The sequence below is a fragment of the Pseudomonas sp. UW4 genome, from assembly GCF_000316175.1.
GTDB classification, from domain to species: domain Bacteria; phylum Pseudomonadota; class Gammaproteobacteria; order Pseudomonadales; family Pseudomonadaceae; genus Aquipseudomonas; species Aquipseudomonas laurylsulfatiphila.
Genome location: NC_019670.1, coordinates 4145081 through 4166855, shown reverse-complemented (window position 1 = coordinate 4166855; position 21775 = coordinate 4145081). Strand labels below are relative to the sequence as shown.

Annotated in this window: 21 protein-coding genes; 7 read left to right on the top strand and 14 right to left on the bottom strand. The window is 56.5% G+C overall.

Features of this window, described 5'->3' with window-relative positions:
- Positions 1 to 108 precede the first annotated feature (108 nt).
- Together PPUTUW4_RS18215 and PPUTUW4_RS18210 are read left to right on the top strand one after the other, a co-directional pair.
- Positions 109 to 660, top strand: a complete 552-nt coding sequence (locus PPUTUW4_RS18215; RefSeq protein ID WP_015096008.1) for a hypothetical protein — start codon at positions 109 to 111, stop codon at positions 658 to 660.
- 147 nt (positions 661 to 807) lie between these two features.
- Positions 808 to 1773 (top strand): DUF2971 domain-containing protein, encoded by a 966-nt coding sequence (locus tag PPUTUW4_RS18210; protein WP_015096007.1) that lies wholly within the window; start codon positions 808 to 810, stop codon positions 1771 to 1773.
- Positions 1774 to 2191: 418 nt separating this feature from the next.
- Here the strand turns inward: PPUTUW4_RS18210 and PPUTUW4_RS18205 are convergent, their stop codons facing one another.
- The 7 genes from PPUTUW4_RS18205 to PPUTUW4_RS18185 all read right to left on the bottom strand — a co-directional run bounded on the left by PPUTUW4_RS18205 (position 2192) and on the right by PPUTUW4_RS18185 (position 8598).
- The gene (locus PPUTUW4_RS18205) at positions 2192 to 2668 is read right to left on the bottom strand and encodes a hypothetical protein (RefSeq protein WP_015096006.1); all 477 of its coding nucleotides are present in this window, start codon (positions 2666 to 2668) and stop codon (positions 2192 to 2194) included.
- A 6-nt stretch (positions 2669 to 2674) separates the two neighbouring features.
- On the bottom strand, positions 2675 to 2911 hold the full coding sequence (locus tag PPUTUW4_RS18200; RefSeq protein WP_144443120.1) for a hypothetical protein: 237 nt from the start codon (positions 2909 to 2911) through the stop codon (positions 2675 to 2677).
- Complete coding sequence (locus PPUTUW4_RS29535) at positions 2904 to 3101, bottom strand: hypothetical protein (protein WP_144443119.1); 198 nt, start codon at positions 3099 to 3101, stop codon at positions 2904 to 2906. Before PPUTUW4_RS29535 ends, PPUTUW4_RS18200 begins: the two co-directional genes overlap by 8 nt.
- A 126-nt stretch (positions 3102 to 3227) precedes the next feature.
- A complete protein-coding gene (locus PPUTUW4_RS29530) occupies positions 3228 to 3464 on the bottom strand; it encodes a hypothetical protein (protein ID WP_015096005.1) in 237 nt (78 codons plus the stop codon).
- A gap of 1070 nt (positions 3465 to 4534) precedes the next feature.
- A complete protein-coding gene (locus PPUTUW4_RS18195; RefSeq protein ID WP_015096004.1) occupies positions 4535 to 5983 on the bottom strand; it encodes a hypothetical protein in 1449 nt (482 codons plus the stop codon).
- Between the two features lie 193 nt (positions 5984 to 6176).
- Positions 6177 to 7508: a site-specific integrase gene (locus PPUTUW4_RS18190; RefSeq protein ID WP_015096003.1), complete on the bottom strand. Its 1332-nt coding sequence runs from the start codon at positions 7506 to 7508 to the stop codon at positions 6177 to 6179.
- A gap of 292 nt (positions 7509 to 7800) precedes the next feature.
- On the bottom strand, positions 7801 to 8598 hold the full coding sequence (locus PPUTUW4_RS18185) for a transporter substrate-binding domain-containing protein (protein WP_015096002.1): 798 nt from the start codon (positions 8596 to 8598) through the stop codon (positions 7801 to 7803).
- Between the two features lie 123 nt (positions 8599 to 8721).
- Between PPUTUW4_RS18185 and dnaX the strand changes: the two genes are divergently transcribed.
- The 5 genes from dnaX (at position 8722) to PPUTUW4_RS18160 (ending at position 14541) form a co-directional block, all read left to right on the top strand.
- The gene (gene dnaX / locus PPUTUW4_RS18180) at positions 8722 to 10803 is read left to right on the top strand and encodes a DNA polymerase III subunit gamma/tau (RefSeq protein WP_015096001.1); all 2082 of its coding nucleotides are present in this window, start codon (positions 8722 to 8724) and stop codon (positions 10801 to 10803) included.
- Positions 10804 to 10871: 68 nt separating this feature from the next.
- Complete coding sequence (locus PPUTUW4_RS18175) at positions 10872 to 11210, top strand: YbaB/EbfC family nucleoid-associated protein (RefSeq protein WP_007971455.1); 339 nt, start codon at positions 10872 to 10874, stop codon at positions 11208 to 11210.
- Between the two features lie 272 nt (positions 11211 to 11482).
- Entirely contained in the window at positions 11483 to 12517 is a 1035-nt protein-coding gene (locus PPUTUW4_RS18170; RefSeq protein WP_015096000.1) for an NADP-dependent oxidoreductase, read from the top strand.
- Positions 12518 to 12596: 79 nt separating this feature from the next.
- Complete coding sequence (gene recR / locus PPUTUW4_RS18165) at positions 12597 to 13199, top strand: recombination mediator RecR (protein WP_008050204.1); 603 nt, start codon at positions 12597 to 12599, stop codon at positions 13197 to 13199.
- A 193-nt stretch (positions 13200 to 13392) separates the two neighbouring features.
- Positions 13393 to 14541, top strand: coding sequence for an acyl-CoA dehydrogenase family protein (locus PPUTUW4_RS18160; protein ID WP_015095999.1), 1149 nt, complete (start codon positions 13393 to 13395; stop codon positions 14539 to 14541).
- Between the two features lie 129 nt (positions 14542 to 14670).
- Here PPUTUW4_RS18160 and PPUTUW4_RS18155 read toward each other — a convergent pair whose 3' ends face one another.
- From PPUTUW4_RS18155 to PPUTUW4_RS18125, 7 genes are all read right to left on the bottom strand, one after another.
- On the bottom strand, positions 14671 to 15219 hold the full coding sequence (locus tag PPUTUW4_RS18155; RefSeq protein WP_015095998.1) for an adenine phosphoribosyltransferase: 549 nt from the start codon (positions 15217 to 15219) through the stop codon (positions 14671 to 14673).
- Positions 15220 to 15299: 80 nt separating this feature from the next.
- Entirely contained in the window at positions 15300 to 16034 is a 735-nt protein-coding gene (gene fnr / locus PPUTUW4_RS18150; RefSeq protein WP_015095997.1) for a fumarate/nitrate reduction transcriptional regulator Fnr, read from the bottom strand.
- Between the two features lie 90 nt (positions 16035 to 16124).
- Positions 16125 to 17507 (bottom strand): oxygen-independent coproporphyrinogen III oxidase, encoded by a 1383-nt coding sequence (gene hemN / locus PPUTUW4_RS18145; protein WP_015095996.1) that lies wholly within the window; start codon positions 17505 to 17507, stop codon positions 16125 to 16127.
- A 200-nt stretch (positions 17508 to 17707) separates the two neighbouring features.
- Positions 17708 to 18391, bottom strand: coding sequence for a sulfite exporter TauE/SafE family protein (locus PPUTUW4_RS18140; protein WP_015095995.1), 684 nt, complete (start codon positions 18389 to 18391; stop codon positions 17708 to 17710).
- The gene (gene ccoS, locus PPUTUW4_RS18135) at positions 18384 to 18602 is read right to left on the bottom strand and encodes a cbb3-type cytochrome oxidase assembly protein CcoS (protein ID WP_007971444.1); all 219 of its coding nucleotides are present in this window, start codon (positions 18600 to 18602) and stop codon (positions 18384 to 18386) included. The genes PPUTUW4_RS18140 and ccoS overlap by 8 nt, the downstream gene beginning before the upstream one ends.
- Positions 18603 to 18624: 22 nt before the next feature.
- Entirely contained in the window at positions 18625 to 21078 is a 2454-nt protein-coding gene (locus PPUTUW4_RS18130; RefSeq protein ID WP_015095994.1) for a heavy metal translocating P-type ATPase, read from the bottom strand.
- Positions 21079 to 21232: 154 nt separating this feature from the next.
- Positions 21233 to 21772: a FixH family protein gene (locus PPUTUW4_RS18125; RefSeq protein WP_015095993.1), complete on the bottom strand. Its 540-nt coding sequence runs from the start codon at positions 21770 to 21772 to the stop codon at positions 21233 to 21235.
- Between the last annotated feature and the right edge of the window lie 3 nt (positions 21773 to 21775).

Here is a 21775-nt window from a genome sequence, read left to right as displayed (position 1 = left end):
CGTAGTTCAGCACATGGGGGACGGCGTGTAGTGGCATCTGAGGTGAGATCGACATACCAGTCATGGTTAACGCCAACACTCTGTAGCGGTAAGCACAGCCGGATTGTGATGACCTTCATTCAACGTCAGCTAGCCATGTCAGTCGGTGTGGTGCGTTCGCTCCAGGTCAATCGTGTGAAAGCCGTACGGGTTTCCGTTATCACTGTCTACACTGCCATCATCGATAGTGGCCACAACTACCACGTGGACGGGAGAAATAGCATGAATGGGTGGCAACGACTCTGGGTTGTGGCGTGTCTGGCAACGGGTATTCCTCTGGCGGCAACCGTATACAAAAACATGCCAGATGATGTGAGGCTCACCGATTACCACCAGCAGGCAGTAGCTTCGTGGACACGCGACTTAGAACGCGCAACCGAAAAGGCAAATGCCAACCCCGGCCTACGGAACGACTACGGCGATGAAACTGTTGCAAGCGTAAAGGCAAAGTTGCAAAAGGAAGATGAGAATTATAAGAAAGAACTTGCCCAGCTACCCTCAGAGCGGCGGGAATATATAATTGCGTGCCTCAGTCTCTGGGTTGGCTTCAGCGTAAGCCTGTATGTCATTGGCTGGCTAATGGGTTGGGTATACCGGGGCTTCCGCCCCAAGAGGGTATAACCACGTTCATCACCCTGTAGTGGTATCGTTACCCGGTGTAATGGCATCTCGCTGGTGGATAACGGCGGTACACATGGTAAGAATGTCACCGCTAGGAATTTGCGCTTGGAACAGGCTGCCCATTAAATCAGGCTTGGATGGAACAATATGAGTAGTGATGAAGAGATTGGAGGGGCTTTTGGTTCATTGTGGGATGATATGAAAGCAGAGGAAACATTCCCACAGAAACGATTGCTACTCGCACATTACACGTCCATTGCTACCCTTGAAGGGATTATGGCAAATGACCAGCTATGGTTTTCAAATCCTCTTTTCATGAATGACTTGGATGAACTTGCATTTGGCATTCTTGAAAGCGCCAAAATAATTCGTAAAAGTCAGGAGATAAAGAAAGCATGTGGCACTGAAGAATGGTATAAATTATTTCAATCAATATTCGAATCATACCTAGATGACTTTAGTGTCGAGCATGCATTTGATGTGTATGTATTGTGTTTTTCTGATCATACCGACGTAAAGGACGATGGCTTGCTGTCAATGTGGAGGGGGTATGGCGGTAACGGTAATGGAGCTGCAATAATATTTGATACGCAACAGCTAAACTATAACGAAGACTCACCATTTATAGTTTCAAAAGTCGAATATAATTCCACAGAAGAAAGAATAAAGTGGATTGAGAATAAATGTATTGAGTTCTCAGCAATACTGAAAAATACTAACGTGCCGGATGACAAACTGTACTTGCCTGTCGGGTATCTATTTGAGCGAATGAAAATATTCTCTATTTTTACTAAGCACGCTGGATTTTCCGAAGAGCGTGAATGGCGGGCGGTATACATCAGGGAGCGAGATACAAAACGTAAACTGGATGAAATGCTTCATTATGCTATTGGGCGAAATGGTGTTGAGCCAAAGCTTAAATTCAAAGTGAAACCCGTTGACGGCATAACGGCAGATGATTTCTCCCTCGAAAAAATAGTTAGCAAAATTATCTTAGGTCCGACAGTATCAAGCCCTTTGGCTCTAAGTGCTGTGAAACGAATGTTAGAAAAGAATGGAAAGTCAGAGATTGCCAAAAAGCTAGTCTCTTCTACAACACCATTTCGAGGATAGTGGATTTAATTGAAATCCAGAACCGTGCACTGTGGGGTTTCTTAAGAAGCTTTTAGGATTGCCCCTTCATGCATTATTGTATGCTATGGTTTTATTCTGATTTTTAATCAAATGGATTCACTACCGTGTGATTTGGGGGAGAAAGTGAGTCGTGCTTGACCTGAGAACGGTTGAAGGCCAGGTTTAATCAGTGTTACACAGATGTTGGTGTATAAATTCAAGTGTGTTGACTGTGCTATCATGTCTGTTGTGGATTCTGATAATGATCCTGTTGTTTGCAAGGTGAATAAATTACAGATGTGAAAAAGCCCCTGAACGCTGTTAGGCACTCAAGGGCTTGTGATGTTGCCGGATGTATTACTAACATTGCAAAAGCTCTCAGAATCGATTGTAGGAGCTTACAGCTATCGTCTTTTGTTTACTCTGGGTAAATCAATGGTGCGAATGTATCATTTACTTCTTTTTCAATCTCTTTCAAAAGTTTTGCTCGTTTCTCGTCTTCGCGTTTCTGCTCTTTCAATTTAGCACTTTGCAGAAGTTGGGCAGTGAGCAACTGTCGGTACTTTTCACGCTCTGCTTCCAAGTCAGCAATGTATTTCTGCTTAACTTCAACATCAAGTGCTTTAAGGTCTTCAGCAATGATCGCATCTGGTTTCTTCATGTGTGCATGATATGACATCAGAGTAGTTACAATCGGATACTTACTACTCAATTCATAACCTTGATTAGCAAGTTCAATCACATTAGCAAGAAACTCGAATGCAATCTCACCTCTGGCTAGACCATAACTTTCAGATGTTAGATGGTATTGATTGTGTCGTGCGATTTGACGTTGCTTCAAAACTTGTTCTTCAAACTTTGGAGCAGTGCCTTTTATGGAAATCTTGTCAGTCATTTTATTTTATCCTTTTGATTTAATGTGGGCTATCATCTTTTGAATGATGGTTGTTCTGTACAGCTCGTCATGATCTTGTTCGGTGATGATTGCATCACTGGTTCTAACCAAACTGGCAACTGCATCGATCGCAACTGCATCAGCTGTAACCTTTTGTGCTTCTTGTTGCTTGGTACGTTCTTTTGCATGTCGTTCAAGTGCATTGGTGAATCCAACTAGAAAGCGGTGTTGGGCATTAGTCATGGCATTCATCCTGCGCTTGACGCAAAGCAGATACACCATATTCAAGTACCAGACGGTCAAGCTGTAGAGTGGCACGGCGACATTCATTGTGGTCACCAACTGCTATTGCAGATTGCTGGATGTGCAAGTAATGCTGGATTTGAGCAACAGCAAGATGCCGTTCAAGCATTGGGGTAGTGAAAGAATTCATTGCTTTATCCTTTTATTTTTTTGTATTGATTGCACCTGAGATATGTCCCATTTGGCATATCAAGCCCTTGCAATCCAAGGGTTGTAGAGGTGTGATACAGGGATGATATGGGGTAGCCTAAGTATGCTATTTTTTGTGCTTATCAACCAATGATTCTAAGAACGAAGGTGACACTGCTGCGAGGTCACCAGCCGACACCAGAACACCTTTGCTGTTAGCCTTTGACTTGAGTTGATAGTATTTTTTCAGCATCATTTCAGAAGCACTGTGGAAGCTATGTTCAGAATCTGGTGTCGGTGCTTTCGACGAGGTGATTACGTTGATGATCAGCGAGGATGGTTTGTGAATGGAGATATAGTTCAAATGGTATTTCCTTGTGTTATTTTCGTTTAATTGAATTTCCTTTGATTTACAATGGAAGTAGGTGTGATTGCAGGCACCATCAGTTGCTTGTCGGTGATGTTCCAAGCGCACGGCTCATCACAAGCGCATCAACAGTCAGCCCTAGGTTGTAGGCTGCAAACCGCAAGCTTTCAAAGTGTTGAACCGTAAATAGCAACTTCAAAGGAATGTGTTGTTTTTGGCTGGATCGCCAGATGCGGACTCTACAAGTTGAACTACATGTTTTTATATGGGATCGTTTGCTAATCATTTCTTTGTAACAACTTAAGCAATGTTTTATAAGCACAGATGTACCTCCTAGGGGTTGGTAAGGTGATTAGTTGAATGGTTTCATATGTTGCCGATTGGCCAATAAAAAAGGCCAGCCTTTTTGGAGGGTGACCTTTTTTATTTAGTGAGGAGAGTTGCCAACATACTGCCGAGAAATGGCTAAACAACCTAACAGTAGCGCCATGAGGATGGTGTGTGGTTCTTCTCTTTATGTGCCTATTGTATCAAATTTTTGGCAAAAAGTCCATACAGTTACAACTAAATGCAACAGTTATTTCAACTATTTTTTCAAATCCATAGAGTCATCTAAAGAGTATATTGTTTAATGGTTTACATATTTGTCTGTCTACGGACAATTTACTCTCCATCATTCAAATTAGCAATCACACCATCGTTAATGGTGTGATGTTGATGTGCAAAGATTTGTTTGTTTCCATACTTGCTGAATGTTTGTTCAGAGTGTTTCCGTGGGTTACCATCGGAGAAAGTCAACAGCAACGAACATTGGGTGCCATACAGTTAACTTTCATGCACCCAATGTTCGCTGGCGCGAGAAGTGTCACTACCTTTCTAATTGATGTACACCGTACCGGTGAGAAACCAACACAAAACAAAGATGTTGATCTTGACGTTATTTCAGGGCATGCCTCTGGATATTCACTATCTGTTGTATCTTTATTTGATGGGGGGGGGACCAATCCTAAAAGGCTTCTTAGGAAAGGTCCCCCCACAAACACCCCAATAGACGGGCTACTATCTACTCAAGCGGCGATAAATTTTTCTATCCAATTCCTGATGGTCTTTGGGCTGACACTAGCTCTACGTGCAATCTCTTTGATTGGTACATTATCTTGATACAGTGCAAGAGAGTTATGCAGTTCAGGGTGCAACTTTTTCCTGCCGTCAGGTTTCACTGGGATTTTCTCGCTGAGTGACCAGTCAATCACAGCATCAGGGAGGTACGTTTCCATCAAATACCCTGCAACCCGGTCATCCTGAACAAATAGTGTGATCGGAATTTTATTGTCCATACGGCGGATTGCCGTTCGGGTCACCGCTTGCAGGGATGGCTCAAGCAGTCTGGTGGTGACGAATGCGGTCTGCATCACCTGCAAATCTTGCCCATATTTATTACTTAGGTACTCCAGCCCGCTGTTGTCTGAGGGACTCGGGTTGCCACCAAACATCAGGATGGCTTCCGTCGCGGAGTCGTATCCGTTCAGGCCGCGACAATCCATGGGCACTTGCTGCACTTGACTCTTCTGCTTGGGTCGACCCCATTTGTTCGCAAACAGAAGTGGCTTGGTGTCGGTTTCCTTCAGGATTATGTCCAGTGCAAGGTCATGAAGCTTGCTGTCTCCATGGCGGGCAGTCATCTTTCTTTTGCTGAAACTTTGACCCTTCGGCATGATCGGGTAGATGGTCACTGGACTGGTGTATTGTCTTGCCTCAGGTGTAAACACGGACACCTTGAAGGTGAATCCGTGGAGTTTGGCAAACACCTCAAACTCGCCATTCGCGATGTTCGCAGCTAGCACATGCACTTCACCTGCAAACGACAAGATGCTCCACCAATCGAGAAACTCCTCAACTGCACGTACATGGCGAATGCCATCCTCCTGGGGCTGATCGATGAAGACAGCAACGTCGCTCAACAGCAGTCGGAAAATGTGGGCAGCCGAGGTGCCTAGGGTGGAGCAGTCAATCCCCACCGAATCTGCACGGTTGGTGCTCACTTGGTCCCTGACGTCCTGTTTGAACTCTTCCTTGATCCAAAGCTGACCGCTTGCTTCCTCGGTGTAATCGAGTACACGGCTGAGCTCAGTCGGATTCAGGGCGTAGTCAGGGTAGTCAACCACCTTGGGCACTTCGTCGATAACGAGAGTCCACCCACGCAGCAGCGAATGCCGCACTCGTCGAAGAGCCTCCTGAGTGCAGATGATGAATGAATCACGCTTATCTCGAAGGGCGGCCTCTAACTCAGGAGCAACCAGTTCTCCGTTTCGGTGATCTACGATCCGAAATGGGATACTGACGCGTGAGGCGCGTTCTGCAATGTGGTCGATTAGGACAAGAGTCGGAAGGGCTAGGACGACTAGTCTGCCTGCTTTTTGAATGGCTGGAAGGCTAGACAGCAGGGCTTCAGTTTTACCTGCTCCGGGGGCAGCGATAGCGGTATAGATCGGTTTGATATGGGTGATGCAAGACATTCTATGTTCTCCTTGGTCAAGTTCATTTCATTGGCGTTACCTCGGGTATTGCCGATTGGTTTTGGTAAATCGCAGACGCAAAAAAACCTCCTTGCAAGGCACCAATTTTGGCTCGGTGGTCGCGTGGAGGTTTTCAGATTGTCTGTCTGCTCACTGAAGCAGGTGCGGGATTATACAGTAACCAAAATTATTGTCAATAATTATGTTGATTTTTGTGCTCGGCATGTGCTTGCAGTGAAAGATATCCCAGTGCTCCGACCATTGCTTTAATAGGGATACGGCTACCATAAACCCCGAATGTTACGGCAGAGTCCTCGTGACCAGCGATACGTTTTATCAGCGAATCCTGCACGCCTGCTTCACGCAGGTCGTCGATCATTGTGTGACGGAAACTGTGGAAGGTTTTCTTGGGATCGGTGATACCCATTTTGATCCGGTATCGGCTAAACCATTTCGACGGTGCGTGTCCTAGTTTTCCACGAACAGGTTCAAGTTCTGGAAACAGTCGGTCTAAGCTTTGGGTACGCTGATGATTCACATAATCGAGCAGTCCGAGTTGAATCAGGGTGGGATGGATTGGTAGCGTCCGGCGACTGCTGCTGTTCTTCAGCTTTTGAGATTCGTGACCATCGTCGATGCGTATGCAGTCGATTCCTTGTAACGTGATGAAGTCGGTAACGTGCAACTGGCAAAGCTCTTCCAGTCGTGCACCTGTGAATCTTCCGAGTAAGGGTAGCCAGTACCTCCATGGATGCTTGCGAGCCTCAGCCTTGAGTGCATCCAGATTGAGAAGGGTTGTCAGGTCGTGTTGGTCAAACGACAGTCGTGCTTCCTTAGCTGATCCCGTCATCACCTTCAGTCCCACCAGTGGATTGTTAGTAACGTAACCATTGGATTTGCACCAGTTCATGAATGCAGAGAGTTTGCGTAGACGGTTGTTCACGGTAACGGCGGTGATGGTTTTGTAAGTGGCACCTGACTCAACGACCTGCTTCAAGGTCTTACCTTCATATTCGGGGCGTAGGCCGAAGTACTGCGGACAGCGACTCAAACGATCTTTCAATAGTCGGGCTTGCTGGACGTCGAATGCTTCAACGGGCATGTCGCCCATCAGTTCGAACAAATCTCGTAATGAGCGTTCGACTTCGTGCGTGCTGACCTCACGCCATGTACCGCCACGTTTTCCCTCTTCTATATAGAGCTTGGACAGGGTAGACAAAGCCGGACCATCAGCAACTGATTTCGCAGGCTTGGCTATGGGGTGGTGTGGGCGATGCATTGAGGGTGGAGCAGGGCATTTATCTCGCCATTCGGTACAGAGTCTACGCAACGTCAGGATATCTGACAGAGGATGTTCGAGTAGGTGTCCGTGTACCTGCTGAGCAAGGGACGCAGCGAGGAACAAGGCGCTCTGACGTTCGCGAATGTTCAAGCACATGCGCAAGGTGTGACGGTTCGGAAACAGGTGTTTGGGTAGTCGAAGGTTTAGGTAATAGACCGATTGGCGACGGACGATATAGGTCATGAGTGGAGCACCAGAGTGGAACAGCAAAGTGGAACAATGCTGGTTACACCCCGAGTTTTTTCGAAGAATCGTGCAACGTGTTTTCACACGATCAAGAGATAGTTCACCAAGCTGGACGCCCCGTATTACATGGCTTGTAATGATCAACGAGCTTGGTTGCATGCCAGCCAGATTTGATTGGAAGGGAGCAGCCGCAGCGGTGACATTGTGTGCCGGGGTGTGGCTGGTAGGGTTACCACCTTAACGCCACGCGAGTGTTCTCTCGCGTTATCTTCTTGAATACAGACTTTCGCTAGCTGCCAGGATCTTCTCCGGGGCGGTTTTTCGTCGTTTGCGGTTTATCCACAGCCGCAGGCTCGCCACCGATATACAACCGAACAATTTCATCGATCTCCCCGGACATCTTCATCCGCGCCAGGGTGCGCAGAATGCTCTGCACCGGGACCTGTGGGTCGTTGCGAACGTAGCAACCGAGACGGTTTTCCTGCAGCACTGCCACGCTTTGCAGTTGCTGCTCCGGCAGCAGGCGGTGATTGAACCAGTCCAGGCTCCATTGATTGCTGACGGCATAGCGATTGCGGCCGGCCAGGAGTTTTTCCAGCACTTGTTCCTGATTGCGTGCATCGTCGCGCAGCAGTTGGCCGCTGTCGAACAGTGGCTGCAGGGTCGGGTAGCTGTAGCCCAGCACGGTGCCTATGGGCTGTTGCGGCAAGTCGGCGGGTTTGACTGCGTCGGGCGGCGCAGGCCGGGTGATCAACACGTCAGGTTGAGTGAAGAGCGGGATGCTCCAGAGATAATCGCCAGGCTGCTCGGGCAGCCACGATTGCGCGGCATAACAGCGGACATCGACCTCGCCTTGCTCCATGGCGCCTTGTATGCGCCTGCGGGGCAATACGTGGAATTCGGCTGGTACGCCGACCTGGGTCGCGAGGCTGAGCATCATGTCATACAGGATGCCCTGGGTCGGTTTGCCCCGCTCAAGCTGCACCATGGGCATGCTCCAGCTGTCGGTTATCACGAAGCGCAGCGGTGCTGGCGCCGCCGCGCCGTCCAGGCTGATCAACAGCAATGCCCCCAAGGCCAGCCGCATAAACACTCCGTTAAATGCCTCCGATGTGCAGCTTAGCCACAATACACGAGCGCACCGGATGCAATTTGTGCCTTGCTCCGCTAGCATTAGCCGCTTCTGCTTCCTTCGCTGCGACGGTTTTCGATGAGTTATCAGGTTCTTGCACGTAAATGGCGTCCGCGCTCGTTCCGCGAAATGGTCGGCCAGACCCATGTGCTCAAGGCTCTGATCAATGCCTTGGACAGCCAGCGGCTGCACCACGCCTACCTCTTCACCGGTACCCGTGGGGTCGGCAAGACCACCATCGCGCGGATCATTGCCAAATGCCTTAACTGTGAGACAGGTATCACGTCGACCCCCTGTGGCGAGTGTTCGGTGTGTCGCGAAATCGACGAAGGCCGCTTTGTCGACCTGATCGAGATCGACGCCGCGAGCCGCACCAAGGTCGAAGATACCCGCGAATTGCTCGACAACGTGCAGTACGCCCCGAGCCGTGGGCGCTTCAAGGTCTACCTGATCGACGAAGTGCACATGCTCTCCAGCCATTCCTTCAACGCGCTGCTCAAAACCCTCGAGGAGCCGCCACCCTACGTCAAGTTCATCCTGGCGACCACTGATCCGCAGAAACTTCCGGCAACGATTCTGTCGCGGTGCCTGCAGTTCTCCCTGAAGAACATGACGCCGGAACGGGTTGTCGAGCACTTGACCCACGTGCTGGGTGTTGAGAACGTGCCGTTCGAAGACGATGCACTGTGGTTGCTGGGCCGTGCTGCCGACGGTTCGATGCGTGATGCCATGAGCCTGACCGACCAGGCGATTGCCTTCGGTGAAGGCAAGGTCCTGGCCGCCGATGTGCGGGCGATGCTCGGGACCCTCGATCACGGGCAGGTCTACGACGTCCTGCATGCGCTGATCGAAGGCGATGCCAGGGCGCTGCTCGAAGCCGTCCGCCACCTGGCCGAACAAGGCCCGGACTGGAATGGCGTGCTCTCGGAAATTCTCAATGTGCTGCACCGCGTTGCCATTGCCCAGGCCTTGCCGGAAGGTGTCGATAACGGTCACGGCGACCGTGATCGCGTGCTGGCACTGGCCCAGGCCTTGCCGGCCGAAGACGTGCAGTTCTACTACCAGATGGGCCTGATCGGCCGCCGCGACTTGCCGCTGGCGCCGGATCCCCGGGGCGGTTTTGAAATGGTGTTGCTGCGGATGCTGGCGTTCCGGCCCGCAGACACCGCGGATGCCCCGAGGCAACCGCTAAAGCCAGTGGGGATCAGCCAGGCCACAGTTGATTCCGCAAACTCAGTGGCTGCCGCGCAGGTTGTTGCGCCGGTAGCCGCTGCGGCCGTTGCACCGATTGCGGCTGCGCCAGTGGCAGCTCCTGCGCCAGCACCGGAACCGGTGGCGCCGGTCGTTGTGCCAGAACCTGCGCCTGTGCCTGTGGTTGAAGCGGCCGTGGTCGAAGAGGTGGTCGACCTGCCGTGGAATGACCCGGTTGAGCCTGCTCCCGTTCAGCAACCCGCGGTGGAGCCGGTGCTGGAAACCGCCAGCGAACAACCCGAATTACCGCCGATGCCGTTGCCGACGCCGGACAGCGTGGTGCCGGACGCCCCGGAGTGGGCCGCCGCGCCAATTCCGGAGCCTTCGGTGGCCGACGTCGATGCCGCAACGCCGGGCATGGACCTGGATGACGAGCCGCCGCTGGACGAGGATTACATCGAACCGGACATGGATTCGGCCTACAGTTACCTCGACGAACTGGCCAGCGAGCATGCTGCCGACCCGGCGCCGGAGCCCGAGCCTGAGCCCGCGGCAATGCCGGCCACCGGCCTGGCCCTGCAATGGCTGGAGCTGTTCCCGAAATTGCCGATTTCCGGCATGACCGGCAGCATCGCCGCCAACTGCACGCTGATCGCGGTGGATGGCGACAATTGGCTGATGCACCTGGACCCGGCCCACAGTGCCTTGTTCAACGCCACTCAGCAGCGTCGCCTCAACGATGCGCTGAACCAGTATCACCAGCGCACGCTGACCCTGAGCATCGAGCTGATCAAGCCCGAGCAGGAAACCCCGGCACAAGCGGCTTCGCGCCGCCGCGCCAACCGTCAGCGCGAGGCAGAGGAATCGATCCACGGTGATCCGTTCATCCAGCAAATGATGCAGCAGTTCGGTGCGGTGGTCCGTAACGATACTATTGAACCTGTCGACGCCCTGGTCACTCAGGGCTAATAACTGAAGGCGCTCGGCTACATTCCGCCGGGCGCTGTTTTGATCCAAGTACTTTAGAGGTGATTACCATGATGAAAGGTGGCATGGCCGGCCTGATGAAGCAGGCGCAGCAGATGCAGGAAAAAATGGCCAAGATGCAGGAAGAACTGGCCAACGCCGAAGTCACCGGTAAGGCCGGTGGCGATATGGTCACCGTGGTGATGACCGGTCGCCATGACGTCAAGAGCGTGACCATCGACCCGAGCCTGGTCGAAGGCATGAGCGAAGACGACAAGGAAATGCTGGAGGCGGTTATCGCATCCGCGGTCAACGATGCCGTGCGCAAGATCGAAGCCAACAGCCAGGACAAGATGGGCAGCATGACTGCCGGCATGCAACTGCCGCCGGGCATGAAACTGCCATTCTGATTCGCCTTCAGGCGGCAGATGAGCTACAAAAAATGCCAGGTATTGCGCCTGGCATTTTTGTTTCTGGCATTGGAAATGTGGTGTCTGAAGTGCCGTCATCGCGAGCAAGCTCGCTCCCACAGGGGATTTGTGTACGGCGAGAATCCCCTGTGGGAGCGAGCTTGCTCGCGATGAAGTCGCCCCGGTGCAACTGAAAACACATCGAACCCCATACCGCCACAAAGGTCTGCTCCCTATATCACCCAACCCCATCGATCACAGGAGACGCTGCCATGTCCGACCCCATGACCCTCAATCAACGCATTGTCCTGGCTTCACGCCCGGTCGGCGCGCCAACGCCGGAAAACTTCCGCATGGAGCGGGTGGCGTTGCCGGAACTGGCCGACGGTCAGGTGCTGCTCAAGACCGTTTTCCTGTCGCTGGATCCCTACATGCGCGGACGCATGAGCGACGCGCCGTCCTACGCCGCACCGGTGGAAATCGGCGAAGTCATGACCGGGGGCGCCGTCAGCCGGGTCGAGCGCTCGCTCAATCCGAAGTTTCAGGAAGGAGACCTGGTGGTTGGTGCCACCGGTTGGCAAAGCCACAGCATCAATGACGGGCGCAGCATCATCCCGGTGCCGTCGGGATTACCCAGTGCATCGATGGCCCTTGGGGTGCTGGGGATGCCGGGCATGACCGCGTACATGGGCCTGATGGACATCGGCCAGCCCCAGGCCGGCGAAACCCTGGTGGTTGCAGCGGCCTCAGGCGCTGTGGGTTCGGTGGTCGGTCAGGTGGCGAAGATCAAGGGACTGCGCGTGGTCGGCGTGGCCGGCGGGGCGGACAAGTGCCGTTATGTGGTCGACGAGCTGGGCTTCGACGCCTGCATCGACCACAAGAGCCCTGACTTTGCCGATGAACTGGCCAAGGCCTGCGGCAAGGGCATCGACATCTACTACGAAAACGTCGGTGGCAAGGTCTTCGACGCTGTGGTGCCGTTGCTCAATCCCAAGGCGCGGATCCCACTGTGCGGCCTGATTGCCTCCTATAACGCCCATGAAGCGCCGAGCGGGCCGGATCGCCTGCCCCTGTTGCAGCGCACCCTGTTGACCAAGCGGGTGCGCATCCAGGGTTTCATCGTGTTCGATGACTATGGTGATCGCCAGCCGGAGTTCCTCAGTGCCATGGCGCCCTGGGTACGTGATGGCAAGGTGAAATTCCGCGAAGACGTGGTCGATGGCCTGGAACAGGCTCCCGACGCGTTCATCGGCATGCTGGAAGGGCGCAACTTCGGCAAACTGGTGGTTCGGGTTTCCCGGGACTGAGTAATCGACGCTGCAATTTGACGCTTAACCGAGGCGCGGGTATAAACCGCGTCTCGTTGTTTTGTCGGACTTTTCCACCATGAGCTTCAGCCCTTTGATTCGCCAACTGATCGACGCCCTGCGAATTTTGCCTGGCGTGGGTCAGAAAACCGCCCAGCGCATGGCGTTGCAGTTGCTCGAGCGTGACCGCAGCGGCGGCTCGCGCCTGGCGCTGGCCTTGAGCCAGGCCATGGAAGGGGTCGGTCATTGCCGCTTGTGTCGTACGCTGACCGAAGATGATCTCTGCCCGCAATGCGCCGATACCCGTCGCGACGACACCTTGCTCTGCGTGGTGGAAGGCCCGATGGATGTCTACGCGGTGGAGCAGACCGGTTTCCGCGGGCGCTACTTCGTACTCAAGGGGCATCTGTCGCCGCTCGACGGTCTGGGGCCGGAAGCCATCGGCATCCCGCAATTGATGGCGCGGATCGAAGAGGCCGGCACGTTCGCCGAAGTCATCCTGGCGACCAACCCGACCGTGGAAGGTGAGGCTACAGCACATTACATCGCCCAGTTGCTCAGCAGCAAAGGCCTGATCGCCTCGCGTATCGCCCATGGCGTGCCGCTCGGTGGTGAGCTGGAGCTGGTGGATGGCGGCACGCTGGCGCATTCGTTTGCCGGGCGTAAGCCGATTTCGCTCTGAGTTCATGTGGCGTCCATGCTGACGCCATCGCGAGCAAGCTCGCTCCCACAGGGTAGTGCGGCGTACATAAAACCAATGTGGGAGCGAGCTTGCTCGCGATGCAGGCGACGCGGTCCGTCTGAATGACACAATCCTGTTGAAAACCAAGCAAGCGCTCGGTTAACTTCACTGACCCCTTCAGTGGAGCTCGCCGATGTCTGCCTTTCAGGAATACTTCGACCCCAGCCACCAATTGGTCCGTGACAGCGTCAGACGATTCGTCGAGCGCGAGATTCTTCCTGATATCGAGCAGTGGGAAGAAGCCGAAAGCTTCCCTCGTGAGCTCTACCTCAAAGCCGGCGCAGCGGGGATTCTCGGCATTGGGTACCCGGAAGCTTACGGAGGCAGCCACGAAGGGGATCTGTTCGCCAAGGTTGCCGCCAGTGAAGAGTTGATGCGCTGCGGCTCAGGCGGGCTGGTGGCTGGCCTGGGGTCGCTGGATATCGGCTTGCCGCCCATTCTCAAGTGGGCACGACCGGAAGTGCGTGATCGTGTGCTGCCCCAGGTGTTGTCGGGAGAGAAAATCAGCGCCCTGGCCGTCACCGAGCCCGGCGGCGGCTCCGACGTCGCCAACCTGCAAACCCGCGCTGTGCGCGATGGCGACTTTTACCGGGTCAATGGCAGCAAAACCTTTATCACCAGCGGTGTGCGTGCGGACTTTTATACCGTCGCGGTGCGTACCGGTGAGCCGGGGTTCTCCGGCATCAGCCTGTTGCTGATCGAAAAGGGTACGCCCGGTTTCACCGCAGGACGGCAACTGAAGAAAATGGGCTGGTGGGCGTCAGACACGGCCGAACTGTTCTTCGATGATTGCCTGGTACCCGTGGGAAATCTGATCGGTACCGAGAACATGGGCTTTGCCTGCATCATGGGCAATTTCCAGAGCGAACGCCTGGCCCTGGCACTGATGGCCAACATGACCGCACAGCTGGCGCTGGAGGAGAGCCTGAAATGGGCGCGCCAGCGCGAAGCCTTTGGCAAACCGATCGGCAAGTTTCAGGTGATCAAGCATCGCCTCGCCGAGATGGCGACCGGGCTGGAAGTGTCCCGGGAGTTCACTTACCGCCAGGCGGCAAAGATGGCGGCGGGGCAGAGCGTGATCAAGGAAATTTCCATGGCCAAGAATTTTGCGACGGATACCGCAGACCGGATCGTGACCGATGCGGTGCAGATACTCGGTGGGCTGGGATACATGCGCGAGAGCCTGGTGGAGCGGCTGTACCGCGACAACCGGATTTTGTCGATTGGCGGCGGGACGCGGGAAGTGATGAACGAGATCATCAGCAAGCAGATGGGGCTTTGAAGGGATGTAGTGAAGCTACTGACGCCATCGCGAGCAAGCTCGCTCCCACATTTGATCGTGTTCTTTCAGGAAGAATACAGTCCAGTGTGGGAGCGAGCTTGCTCGCGATGGCGGTCTGACAGGCGCCGCTTACATGTCAGTCAACGCAAACTGCGTCAGGCAAAACGTAGGAATGCCCATGTCTTCCAGGCGCTGCGAGCCACCCAGCTCCGGCAGGTCGATGATCGCCGCCGCTTCATGCACCCGCGCGCCCATGCGGCGGATCAGGTTGGCGGCGGCAATCAGGGTGCCGCCGGTCGCGATCAGGTCATCGAACATCACCACCGAGTCACCTTCGCACAGGCTGTCGGCGTGCACTTCCAGGAAGGCTTCGCCGTATTCGGTCGCATAGCCCTCGGCCAGCACGTCAGCCGGCAGCTTGCCTTGCTTGCGAAACAGCACCAGCGGTTTGTTCAACTGATAGGCCAGTACCGAACCGATCAGGAAGCCACGGGCATCCATGGCGCCGATGTGGGTGAAGTCAGCCTCGACGTAACGGTGGGCAAAGCTGTCCATCACCAGACGCAGGGCCTTGGGCGACTGGAACAGCGGGGTGATGTCGCGAAAGATCACACCCGGTTTCGGGAAGTCGATGACAGGGCGGATGAGGGATTTGATGTCGAAGGAGTCGAAGACCATCGTCTAGGTGTCCTGGCAGGGCTGCAAACCACGCAGTATAACGGCGGCTGAACCCTTTCGCTCAGCCGCAACGTTTTGTTTCAGCCTTCCAGTGAGCCACCGGCCAGGGCGCACAGCTGGATCGGGTCGATAATCCGGATTTCCTTGCCTTCTGCCGCAATCAGCTCGTTTTGCTGGAAGCGGGTAAAGACCCGGGACACGGTTTCCACCGCCAGGCCCAGGTAGTTGCCGATTTCGTTGCGCGACATGCTCAGGCGGAACTGATTGGCGGAAAAACCCCGGGCGCGGAAACGTGCCGAAAGGTTGACCAGGAAGGTGGCGATGCGTTCGTCGGCGGTCTTTTTCGACAACAGCAGCATCATCTGTTGGTCGTCACGGATTTCGCGGCTCATCACCCGCATCAACTGACGGCGCAACTGCGGCAGTTGCAGGGCCAGTTCGTCGAGGCGTTCGAAAGGAATTTCACACACCGAGGTGGTTTCCAGGGCTTGCGCCGACACCGGGTGCTTTTCGGTGTCCATGCCCGACAGGCCGACCAGTTCGCTGGGCAGGTGGAAGCCGGTGAGCTGTTCTTCACCGCTGTCGCTCAGGCTGAAGGTCTTGAGGGCGCCGGAACGGACAGCGTAGACAGAATCGAAGGTATCCCCCTGGCGAAACAGAAACTCGCCTTTTTTCAGCGGCCGGCCGCGCTTGACGATTTCGTCCAGCGCATCCATGTCTTCCAGATTCAGCGAAAGAGGCAGGCAAAGAGGAGCCAGGCTGCAATCCTTGCAATGGGCTTGATTATGAGCGCGCTGTTTTACTGGCTCGGACATTTCTGCAATCCTTGTGGGAAATCACACATAAGACGTAAGGGTAACTCACCATAGGAGATCGAGGCCAGTCTGGGGCGCTAGCTTGCAGAATTAGATCACCCGCGAAAATCGCTGGCGACTGTGTTGTTCCAGGTACGCGTCGAACACCATGCACACCGAACGCACCAACAGTCGCCCGGCGGGCAGGATGGTGATCCTGTCGCGATCGAGTTCGATCAGCCCGTCTTTGGCCATGTCTTGCAGTTGGGGCCAGAGTTCGCCGAAGTAGCCCTGGAAGTCGATGTTGAAGGCCTGTTCGATGTCGCAGAATTCCAGGCTGAAGTTGCAGATCAATTGCTGAATGACTGCGCGCCGCAGCCGGTCATCGGCATTGCACAGCAGGCCGCGGCTGGTGGCCAGTTGCATTGAGGCCAGGGTGTTCTGATAGTGGTTCAGGTCGCTGCTGTTCTGGCAGTAGAGGTCGCCGATCTGGCTGATTGCCGAGACGCCGAGGCCGATCAGATCGCAATGACCGTGGGTGGTGTAGCCCTGGAAATTGCGTTGCAGGGTCGATTCTTCCTGGGCGATCGCCAGCTCGTCGTCGGGCAGGGCGAAGTGGTCCATGCCGATGTAGCGGTAACCGGCGCTGATCAGTTGCTCAATGGTGCGCTGCAGCATTTCCAGTTTCTGCGCGGGTGTCGGCAGTTCATTGCTGTTGATGCGCCGCTGGGGCATGAAGCGTTCCGGCAGGTGGGCGTAGTTGAATACCGATAACCTGTCCGGTTGCAGGTTGATGACCTCTTCGACGGTGCGGGCGAAGTTCTCCGGCGTCTGCCTCGGCAGGCCGTAGATCAGGTCGATATTGATCGAGCGAAACTGCAAGGTGCGGGCAGCGTCGATCACCGCGCGGGTTTCTTCCAGGCTTTGCAGGCGATTGACCGCTCGCTGCACCGCCGGGTCGAGGTCTTGCAGGCCGATGCTGACCCGATTGAAACCCAGTTCGCGCAGCAGTCCCATGGTCGACCAATCGGCCTCGCGGGGGTCGATCTCGATGCCGTAGTCGCCGGAATCGTCGTCCAGCAAGTTGAAGTGTTTGCGCAAGTGCGCCATCAACTGGCGCAGTTCGTCGTGGCTGAGAAAGGTCGGCGTGCCGCCACCGAAGTGCAGCTGCTCGACTTTCTGCGTGGGGTCGAGGTGGCAGGCGATCAGCTGGATTTCCTGTTCCAGGCGCTGCAAATACGGCTGCGCCCGGCCGCGATCCTTGGTGATGACCTTGTTGCAGGCGCAGTAGTAGCAAATGTTCGCGCAGAACGGCACGTGCACGTACAGGGACAGTGGGCGTTGGGCCTTGCGGCTGTCGCGCAGGGCATGAAACAGGTCGAAGGTGCCGACCTGGCTGTTGAATTGCACGGCGGTCGGGTACGAGGTGTAGCGGGGTCCCGCCAGGTCATAACGGCGGATCAGATCAGTGTCCCAACGAATGGCGTCGAGCATCATGCGGGCATTCCCCGGATAGGCTGGCAGTGTCGGCCACTTTATGCGAGGTCGGGATTGGGCATCTTGATTTGCATCAAGGTCAGAATCTTTGTCGTTTGTGAGGGCCTCATCGCGAGCAAGCTCGCTCCCACAGGGGGAGTCGCTGTGTACACAAAACCTGTGGGAGCGAGCTTGCTCGCGATGGGCGCGCCGCCGGTTTAATGACCCATGAGCCAATGTTGATGCGGTCCCGGCAAGGTCCAGATGCCGAACAACATCACCAGCACCCCACCCGCCAACCGCACGCTGCGCTTGCGCAACACCGCGGTGACGCGCTCGGCGGCCAGGCCGGTCGCCAGCAGCACCGGCCAGGTGCCAAGCCCGAACGCGAGCATCAACAATGCACTGTCCAGCGCGTTACCCTGGCTGGCCGACCACAGCAGGGTGCTGTAAACCAGGCCGCACGGCAGCCAGCCCCAGAGCGCACCCAGCAGCAACGCGCGTGGAACGCTCGATACCGGCAGCAACCGGTTGGCGACTGGCTGGATGTGCCGCCACAAGCCTCGACCGAGGCTTTCGATACGGGTCAGGCCACTCCACCAGCCGGCCAGGTAAAGACCCATGGCAATCAGCAGCAAGCCGGCGAGGATGCGCAGGAACATCGCCGCCGGGCTGCTGGCCACGGCCCATCCGGCCAGGCCGATCAACAGTCCGGCGCAGGCGTAGCTCAGAATCCGCCCCAGGTTGTAGGCCAGCAGCAGGCGAAAGCGGCGGCTGCGTTGCTCCTTGGGAATCGCCAGGGTCAGCGCGCCCATCAAGCCGCCGCACATGCCCAGGCAATGACCGCCGCCGAGCAAGCCGAGGATCACCGCCGATACCAGCAGTGGCGCCAGTTCAAGCATGGGGCGGGGCCTTGTCTTGAGGTTTGGCCGGTTGGCCGCTGGCTTCGTCGACGGCGGCGGTGTGGTTCGGGTCCTGGTCGTCGAACAGGATGCTGTGGGCCGGGCCGTCGAGGTCGTCGTACTGCCCGCTGTCGACCGCCCAGAAGAAGATATAGACGGCGATGGCCACGATCAGCAGCGCAGCGGGAATCATCACGTAGAGAGCTGGCATCTGGACTCCATGCCCGCGCGGCTCAGGCCGGCAGCGGGCGGGTTTCTGGCGGGGTGTCGAGGGTGCGCTCGCTCGGCATGCGAGTCAGGCGCAGCGCGTTCAGCACCACGGTCAACGAACTGATCGACATGCCTACCGCCGCCCAGACCGGAGTAATCCAGCCGAGGGCAGCGAAGGGCAGCATGAGGCCATTGTACAACCCGGCCCACAACAGGTTCTCGATAATGACCCGACGGGTGCGCCGCGCCAGGCTGAAGGCTTGCACCAGCGAGTCGAGGCGGTTGGACAGCAGCACCGCATCGGCACTGGTTTTCGCCAGGTCAGTGGCCGAGCCCATGGCGACGCTGATATCCGCGGCTGCCAGCACCGGCACGTCATTGACGCCGTCCCCCAGCATCAACACCTTGCGACCTTCCTTGTGCAGTTGTTGCAGGACTTGCAGTTTGTCGTCCGGGCGCAAGCCGCCGCGCGCTTCATCGATGCCCAGTTCCGCTGCCACGCTGGCGACCATCGGCGAGCTGTCGCCGGACAACAACAGCGTGCGCCAGCCCCGCGCCTTGCACGCGGCCAGCAAGGCCGGTGCATCGGCGCGCAAGCGATCATCGAGGACGAGCCAGGCCAGCGGCCCTTCGCTATCGCCGAGCAGCAGCCATTGGCCGGCTTCTTCGGGCATCGGCGGCACCAGGGCGCTACTGAGTTCGCAGACGAATCCCGGTTGACCGATGCGCAGGCGCCGCCCTTCAACCAGCCCCTCCAGGCCAAGACCCGGGGTGCTATGGACTTCTTCGGCCGCCATCGGCGCACGACCGAAAGCACGGGCGATGGGGTGTTCGGAGCGGTTTTCCAGGGCGGCGGCCAGGCCCAGGCATTGGTCGCTGTCGAGGGCGCCGAGGGGGCGGATCGAGCGCAACGCCAGCCGGCCTTCGGTGAGGGTGCCGGTCTTGTCGAAAATCACCGTATCGATCTGGTTCAGGCCTTCCAGCACATGACCGCGGGTCAGCAGCAGGCCGAGTTTGTGCAAGGTGCCGGTGGCCGCGGTGAGGGCGGTCGGCGTCGCCAGCGACAAGGCGCACGGGCAGGTCGCCACGAGCATCGCCAGCACGATCCAGAAGGCTCGCGATGAGTCCAGTTCCCACCACAACAGGCCAATGGCCGCAGCCGCGATCAGCGACAACAGCAGGAACCATTGTGCGGCGCGGTCGGCGATTTCCGCCAGGCGCGGTTTTTCGGCCTGGGCACGATCGAGCAGGCGAACGATGGCCGAGAGGCGCGTGTCCTGGCCCAGGGCCTGGACCTCGACGGTCAGTGCGCCTTCGACGTTCAGGGTGCCGGCGGTGACCGCATCGCCGAGGGTGCGAGGGTGCGGCAGGTATTCGCCGGTCAGCAGCGATTCGTCGATACTCGATTGGCCGTCGAGGATCTTGCCGTCAGCCGGGAGAATGGCGCCTGGATGAACCAGTACCTGATCACCGATTCGCAGTTCGCTGAGCAGAATGCGTTCGCTCTGGCCTTCAGGCGTCAAGCGCAGGCACGAGGCGGGCAACAGATTCACCAGCTGCGCGGTGGCGGCGGCCGTGCGCTCGCGGGCGCGCCGCTCCAGATAGCGCCCGGCCAGCAGGAACAGGGCAAACATGCCGACGGCGTCGAAATACAGCTCGCCGACCCCGGTGATCGAAGTCCAGATCCCGGCAACGTAGGCGCTGCCGATGGCCAGCGACACGGAAACGTCCATGGTCAGGTGGCGGGTGCGCAGATCGCGCATGGCACCTTTGAAAAACGGCGCGCAGCTGTAGAACACGATCGGGGTGGTGAGGAACAGCGCGACCCAGCGCAGGATGGTATGCAGTTCGGGACTGAGGTCGATGTTGAATTCAGGCCAGGTGGCCATGGTTGCCATCATCGCCTGGAACCACAGCAATCCGGCCACGCCAAGCTGGCGCAGGGCCAGGCGGTTTTCGCTGGCCAGTTGTTCGCTGGCGCGATCGGCCTGATAGGGGTGTGCGGCGTACCCGATGTGGCGCAGTTCGCTGAGGACCCGGCTCAGGGGTAATTGCGCGTCGCTCCAGCGCACGTGCAGGCGGTGGTTGGAGAGGTTCAGGCGCGCTTCGGCCACCGCCGGCAAGGTGCGCAGGTGTTTCTCGATCAACCAGCCGCAGGCGGCGCAACTGATGCCTTCCATCAGCAGCGTGGTTTCGGCCATTTCGCCTTCGTGGCGGACAAAGGGCTGCTGCACATCGGCGCGGTCGTAAAGCGCCAGTTCGTCGACCAGTTGTACCGGTAGCGCCTCGGGGTTGGCCGAGGCTTCGCTGCGGTGCTGGTAATAGCTATCCAGTCCCCCGGCGACGATGGCCTCGGCCACGGCCTGGCAACCCGGGCAGCAGAACTCGCGGGACTCCCCGAGTACGACGGCGGTGAAGCGACTGCCGGCCGGGACGGGCAGGGCGCAGTGGTAGCAGGGGAGTGGGGTGGTGGTCATGGAGTATTCACTAGTACTGCTGAATCTCTGGCGTCTGATAGGGCTTCATCGCGAGCAAGCTCGCTCCCACAGGGATCATAGGTGTACTCAGGTTCTGAGCACGGCGGTGATCAACTGTGGGAGCGAGCTTGCTCGCGATGCGCGAAGCGCTGCTTTATTTCTTCAGGTCTTCGGCGCCTTGCAGAGGTTCATCACCGAGCTGCAGATCCTTGTCATGGTTGACCAGTTCTTCTTCGAACATGCGCCAGATGTGCTCGTCCTGGGTGCCAAGCAATTCGACAAAACGCCGGCCTTCGATCTTGTCGCTCAGTTGGCCAATGTAGCGACCCTGTTCGGTTTCGCTGCGGGTCAGGGTGATCTTGCGATCCTTCTCGGGCTGGGTCGGCGAGATCAGGTTCAGCTCCAGGGTTTTCGGATGGCTGTCGCCGCTCAGGCGCAGGTCAACTTCGCCGGTCACGTCATCGAGATGAATACTGGCGCGCATATTCAGGTTCTGGGCCAGCAGTTCACGGTCGAGGGAGCGGTTGATGCCTTTGCCAGCCTCGTAGTAGTTGTCGTTGACCAGGTTGTCCGGGTTCTTCACCGCGATGGTCACCATGGACAAGGTCAGCATCACCGAGCAGGCCAGGATCCCGATGATGATCCACGGCCAGAGGTGCTTGTACCAGGGGCTTGCGGCAGTTGCTGCGGGCATGTT

What these genes read in the sequence shown, in the direction of transcription:
- PPUTUW4_RS18215 (WP_015096008.1), top strand. Translation starts at nt 109, where the DNA reads ATGACCTTCATTCAACGTCAGCTAGCCATGTCAGTCGGTGTGGTGCGT.
- PPUTUW4_RS18210 (WP_015096007.1), top strand. Translation starts at nt 808, where the DNA reads ATGAGTAGTGATGAAGAGATTGGAGGGGCTTTTGGTTCATTGTGGGAT.
- PPUTUW4_RS18205 (WP_015096006.1), bottom strand. Translation starts at nt 2,668, where the DNA reads ATGACTGACAAGATTTCCATAAAAGGCACTGCTCCAAAGTTTGAAGAA.
- PPUTUW4_RS18200 (WP_144443120.1), bottom strand. Translation starts at nt 2,911, where the DNA reads ATGACTAATGCCCAACACCGCTTTCTAGTTGGATTCACCAATGCACTT.
- PPUTUW4_RS29535 (WP_144443119.1), bottom strand. Translation starts at nt 3,101, where the DNA reads ATGAATTCTTTCACTACCCCAATGCTTGAACGGCATCTTGCTGTTGCT.
- PPUTUW4_RS18195 (WP_015096004.1), bottom strand. Translation starts at nt 5,983, where the DNA reads ATGTCTTGCATCACCCATATCAAACCGATCTATACCGCTATCGCTGCC.
- PPUTUW4_RS18190 (WP_015096003.1), bottom strand. Translation starts at nt 7,508, where the DNA reads ATGACCTATATCGTCCGTCGCCAATCGGTCTATTACCTAAACCTTCGA.
- PPUTUW4_RS18185 (WP_015096002.1), bottom strand. Translation starts at nt 8,598, where the DNA reads ATGCGGCTGGCCTTGGGGGCATTGCTGTTGATCAGCCTGGACGGCGCG.
- dnaX (WP_015096001.1), top strand. Translation starts at nt 8,722, where the DNA reads ATGAGTTATCAGGTTCTTGCACGTAAATGGCGTCCGCGCTCGTTCCGC.
- PPUTUW4_RS18175 (WP_007971455.1), top strand. Translation starts at nt 10,872, where the DNA reads ATGATGAAAGGTGGCATGGCCGGCCTGATGAAGCAGGCGCAGCAGATG.
- PPUTUW4_RS18170 (WP_015096000.1), top strand. Translation starts at nt 11,483, where the DNA reads ATGTCCGACCCCATGACCCTCAATCAACGCATTGTCCTGGCTTCACGC.
- recR (WP_008050204.1), top strand. Translation starts at nt 12,597, where the DNA reads ATGAGCTTCAGCCCTTTGATTCGCCAACTGATCGACGCCCTGCGAATT.
- PPUTUW4_RS18160 (WP_015095999.1), top strand. Translation starts at nt 13,393, where the DNA reads ATGTCTGCCTTTCAGGAATACTTCGACCCCAGCCACCAATTGGTCCGT.
- PPUTUW4_RS18155 (WP_015095998.1), bottom strand. Translation starts at nt 15,219, where the DNA reads ATGGTCTTCGACTCCTTCGACATCAAATCCCTCATCCGCCCTGTCATC.
- fnr (WP_015095997.1), bottom strand. Translation starts at nt 16,034, where the DNA reads ATGTCCGAGCCAGTAAAACAGCGCGCTCATAATCAAGCCCATTGCAAG.
- hemN (WP_015095996.1), bottom strand. Translation starts at nt 17,507, where the DNA reads ATGCTCGACGCCATTCGTTGGGACACTGATCTGATCCGCCGTTATGAC.
- PPUTUW4_RS18140 (WP_015095995.1), bottom strand. Translation starts at nt 18,391, where the DNA reads ATGCTTGAACTGGCGCCACTGCTGGTATCGGCGGTGATCCTCGGCTTG.
- ccoS (WP_007971444.1), bottom strand. Translation starts at nt 18,602, where the DNA reads ATGCCAGCTCTCTACGTGATGATTCCCGCTGCGCTGCTGATCGTGGCC.
- PPUTUW4_RS18130 (WP_015095994.1), bottom strand. Translation starts at nt 21,078, where the DNA reads ATGACCACCACCCCACTCCCCTGCTACCACTGCGCCCTGCCCGTCCCG.
- PPUTUW4_RS18125 (WP_015095993.1), bottom strand. Translation starts at nt 21,772, where the DNA reads ATGCCCGCAGCAACTGCCGCAAGCCCCTGGTACAAGCACCTCTGGCCG.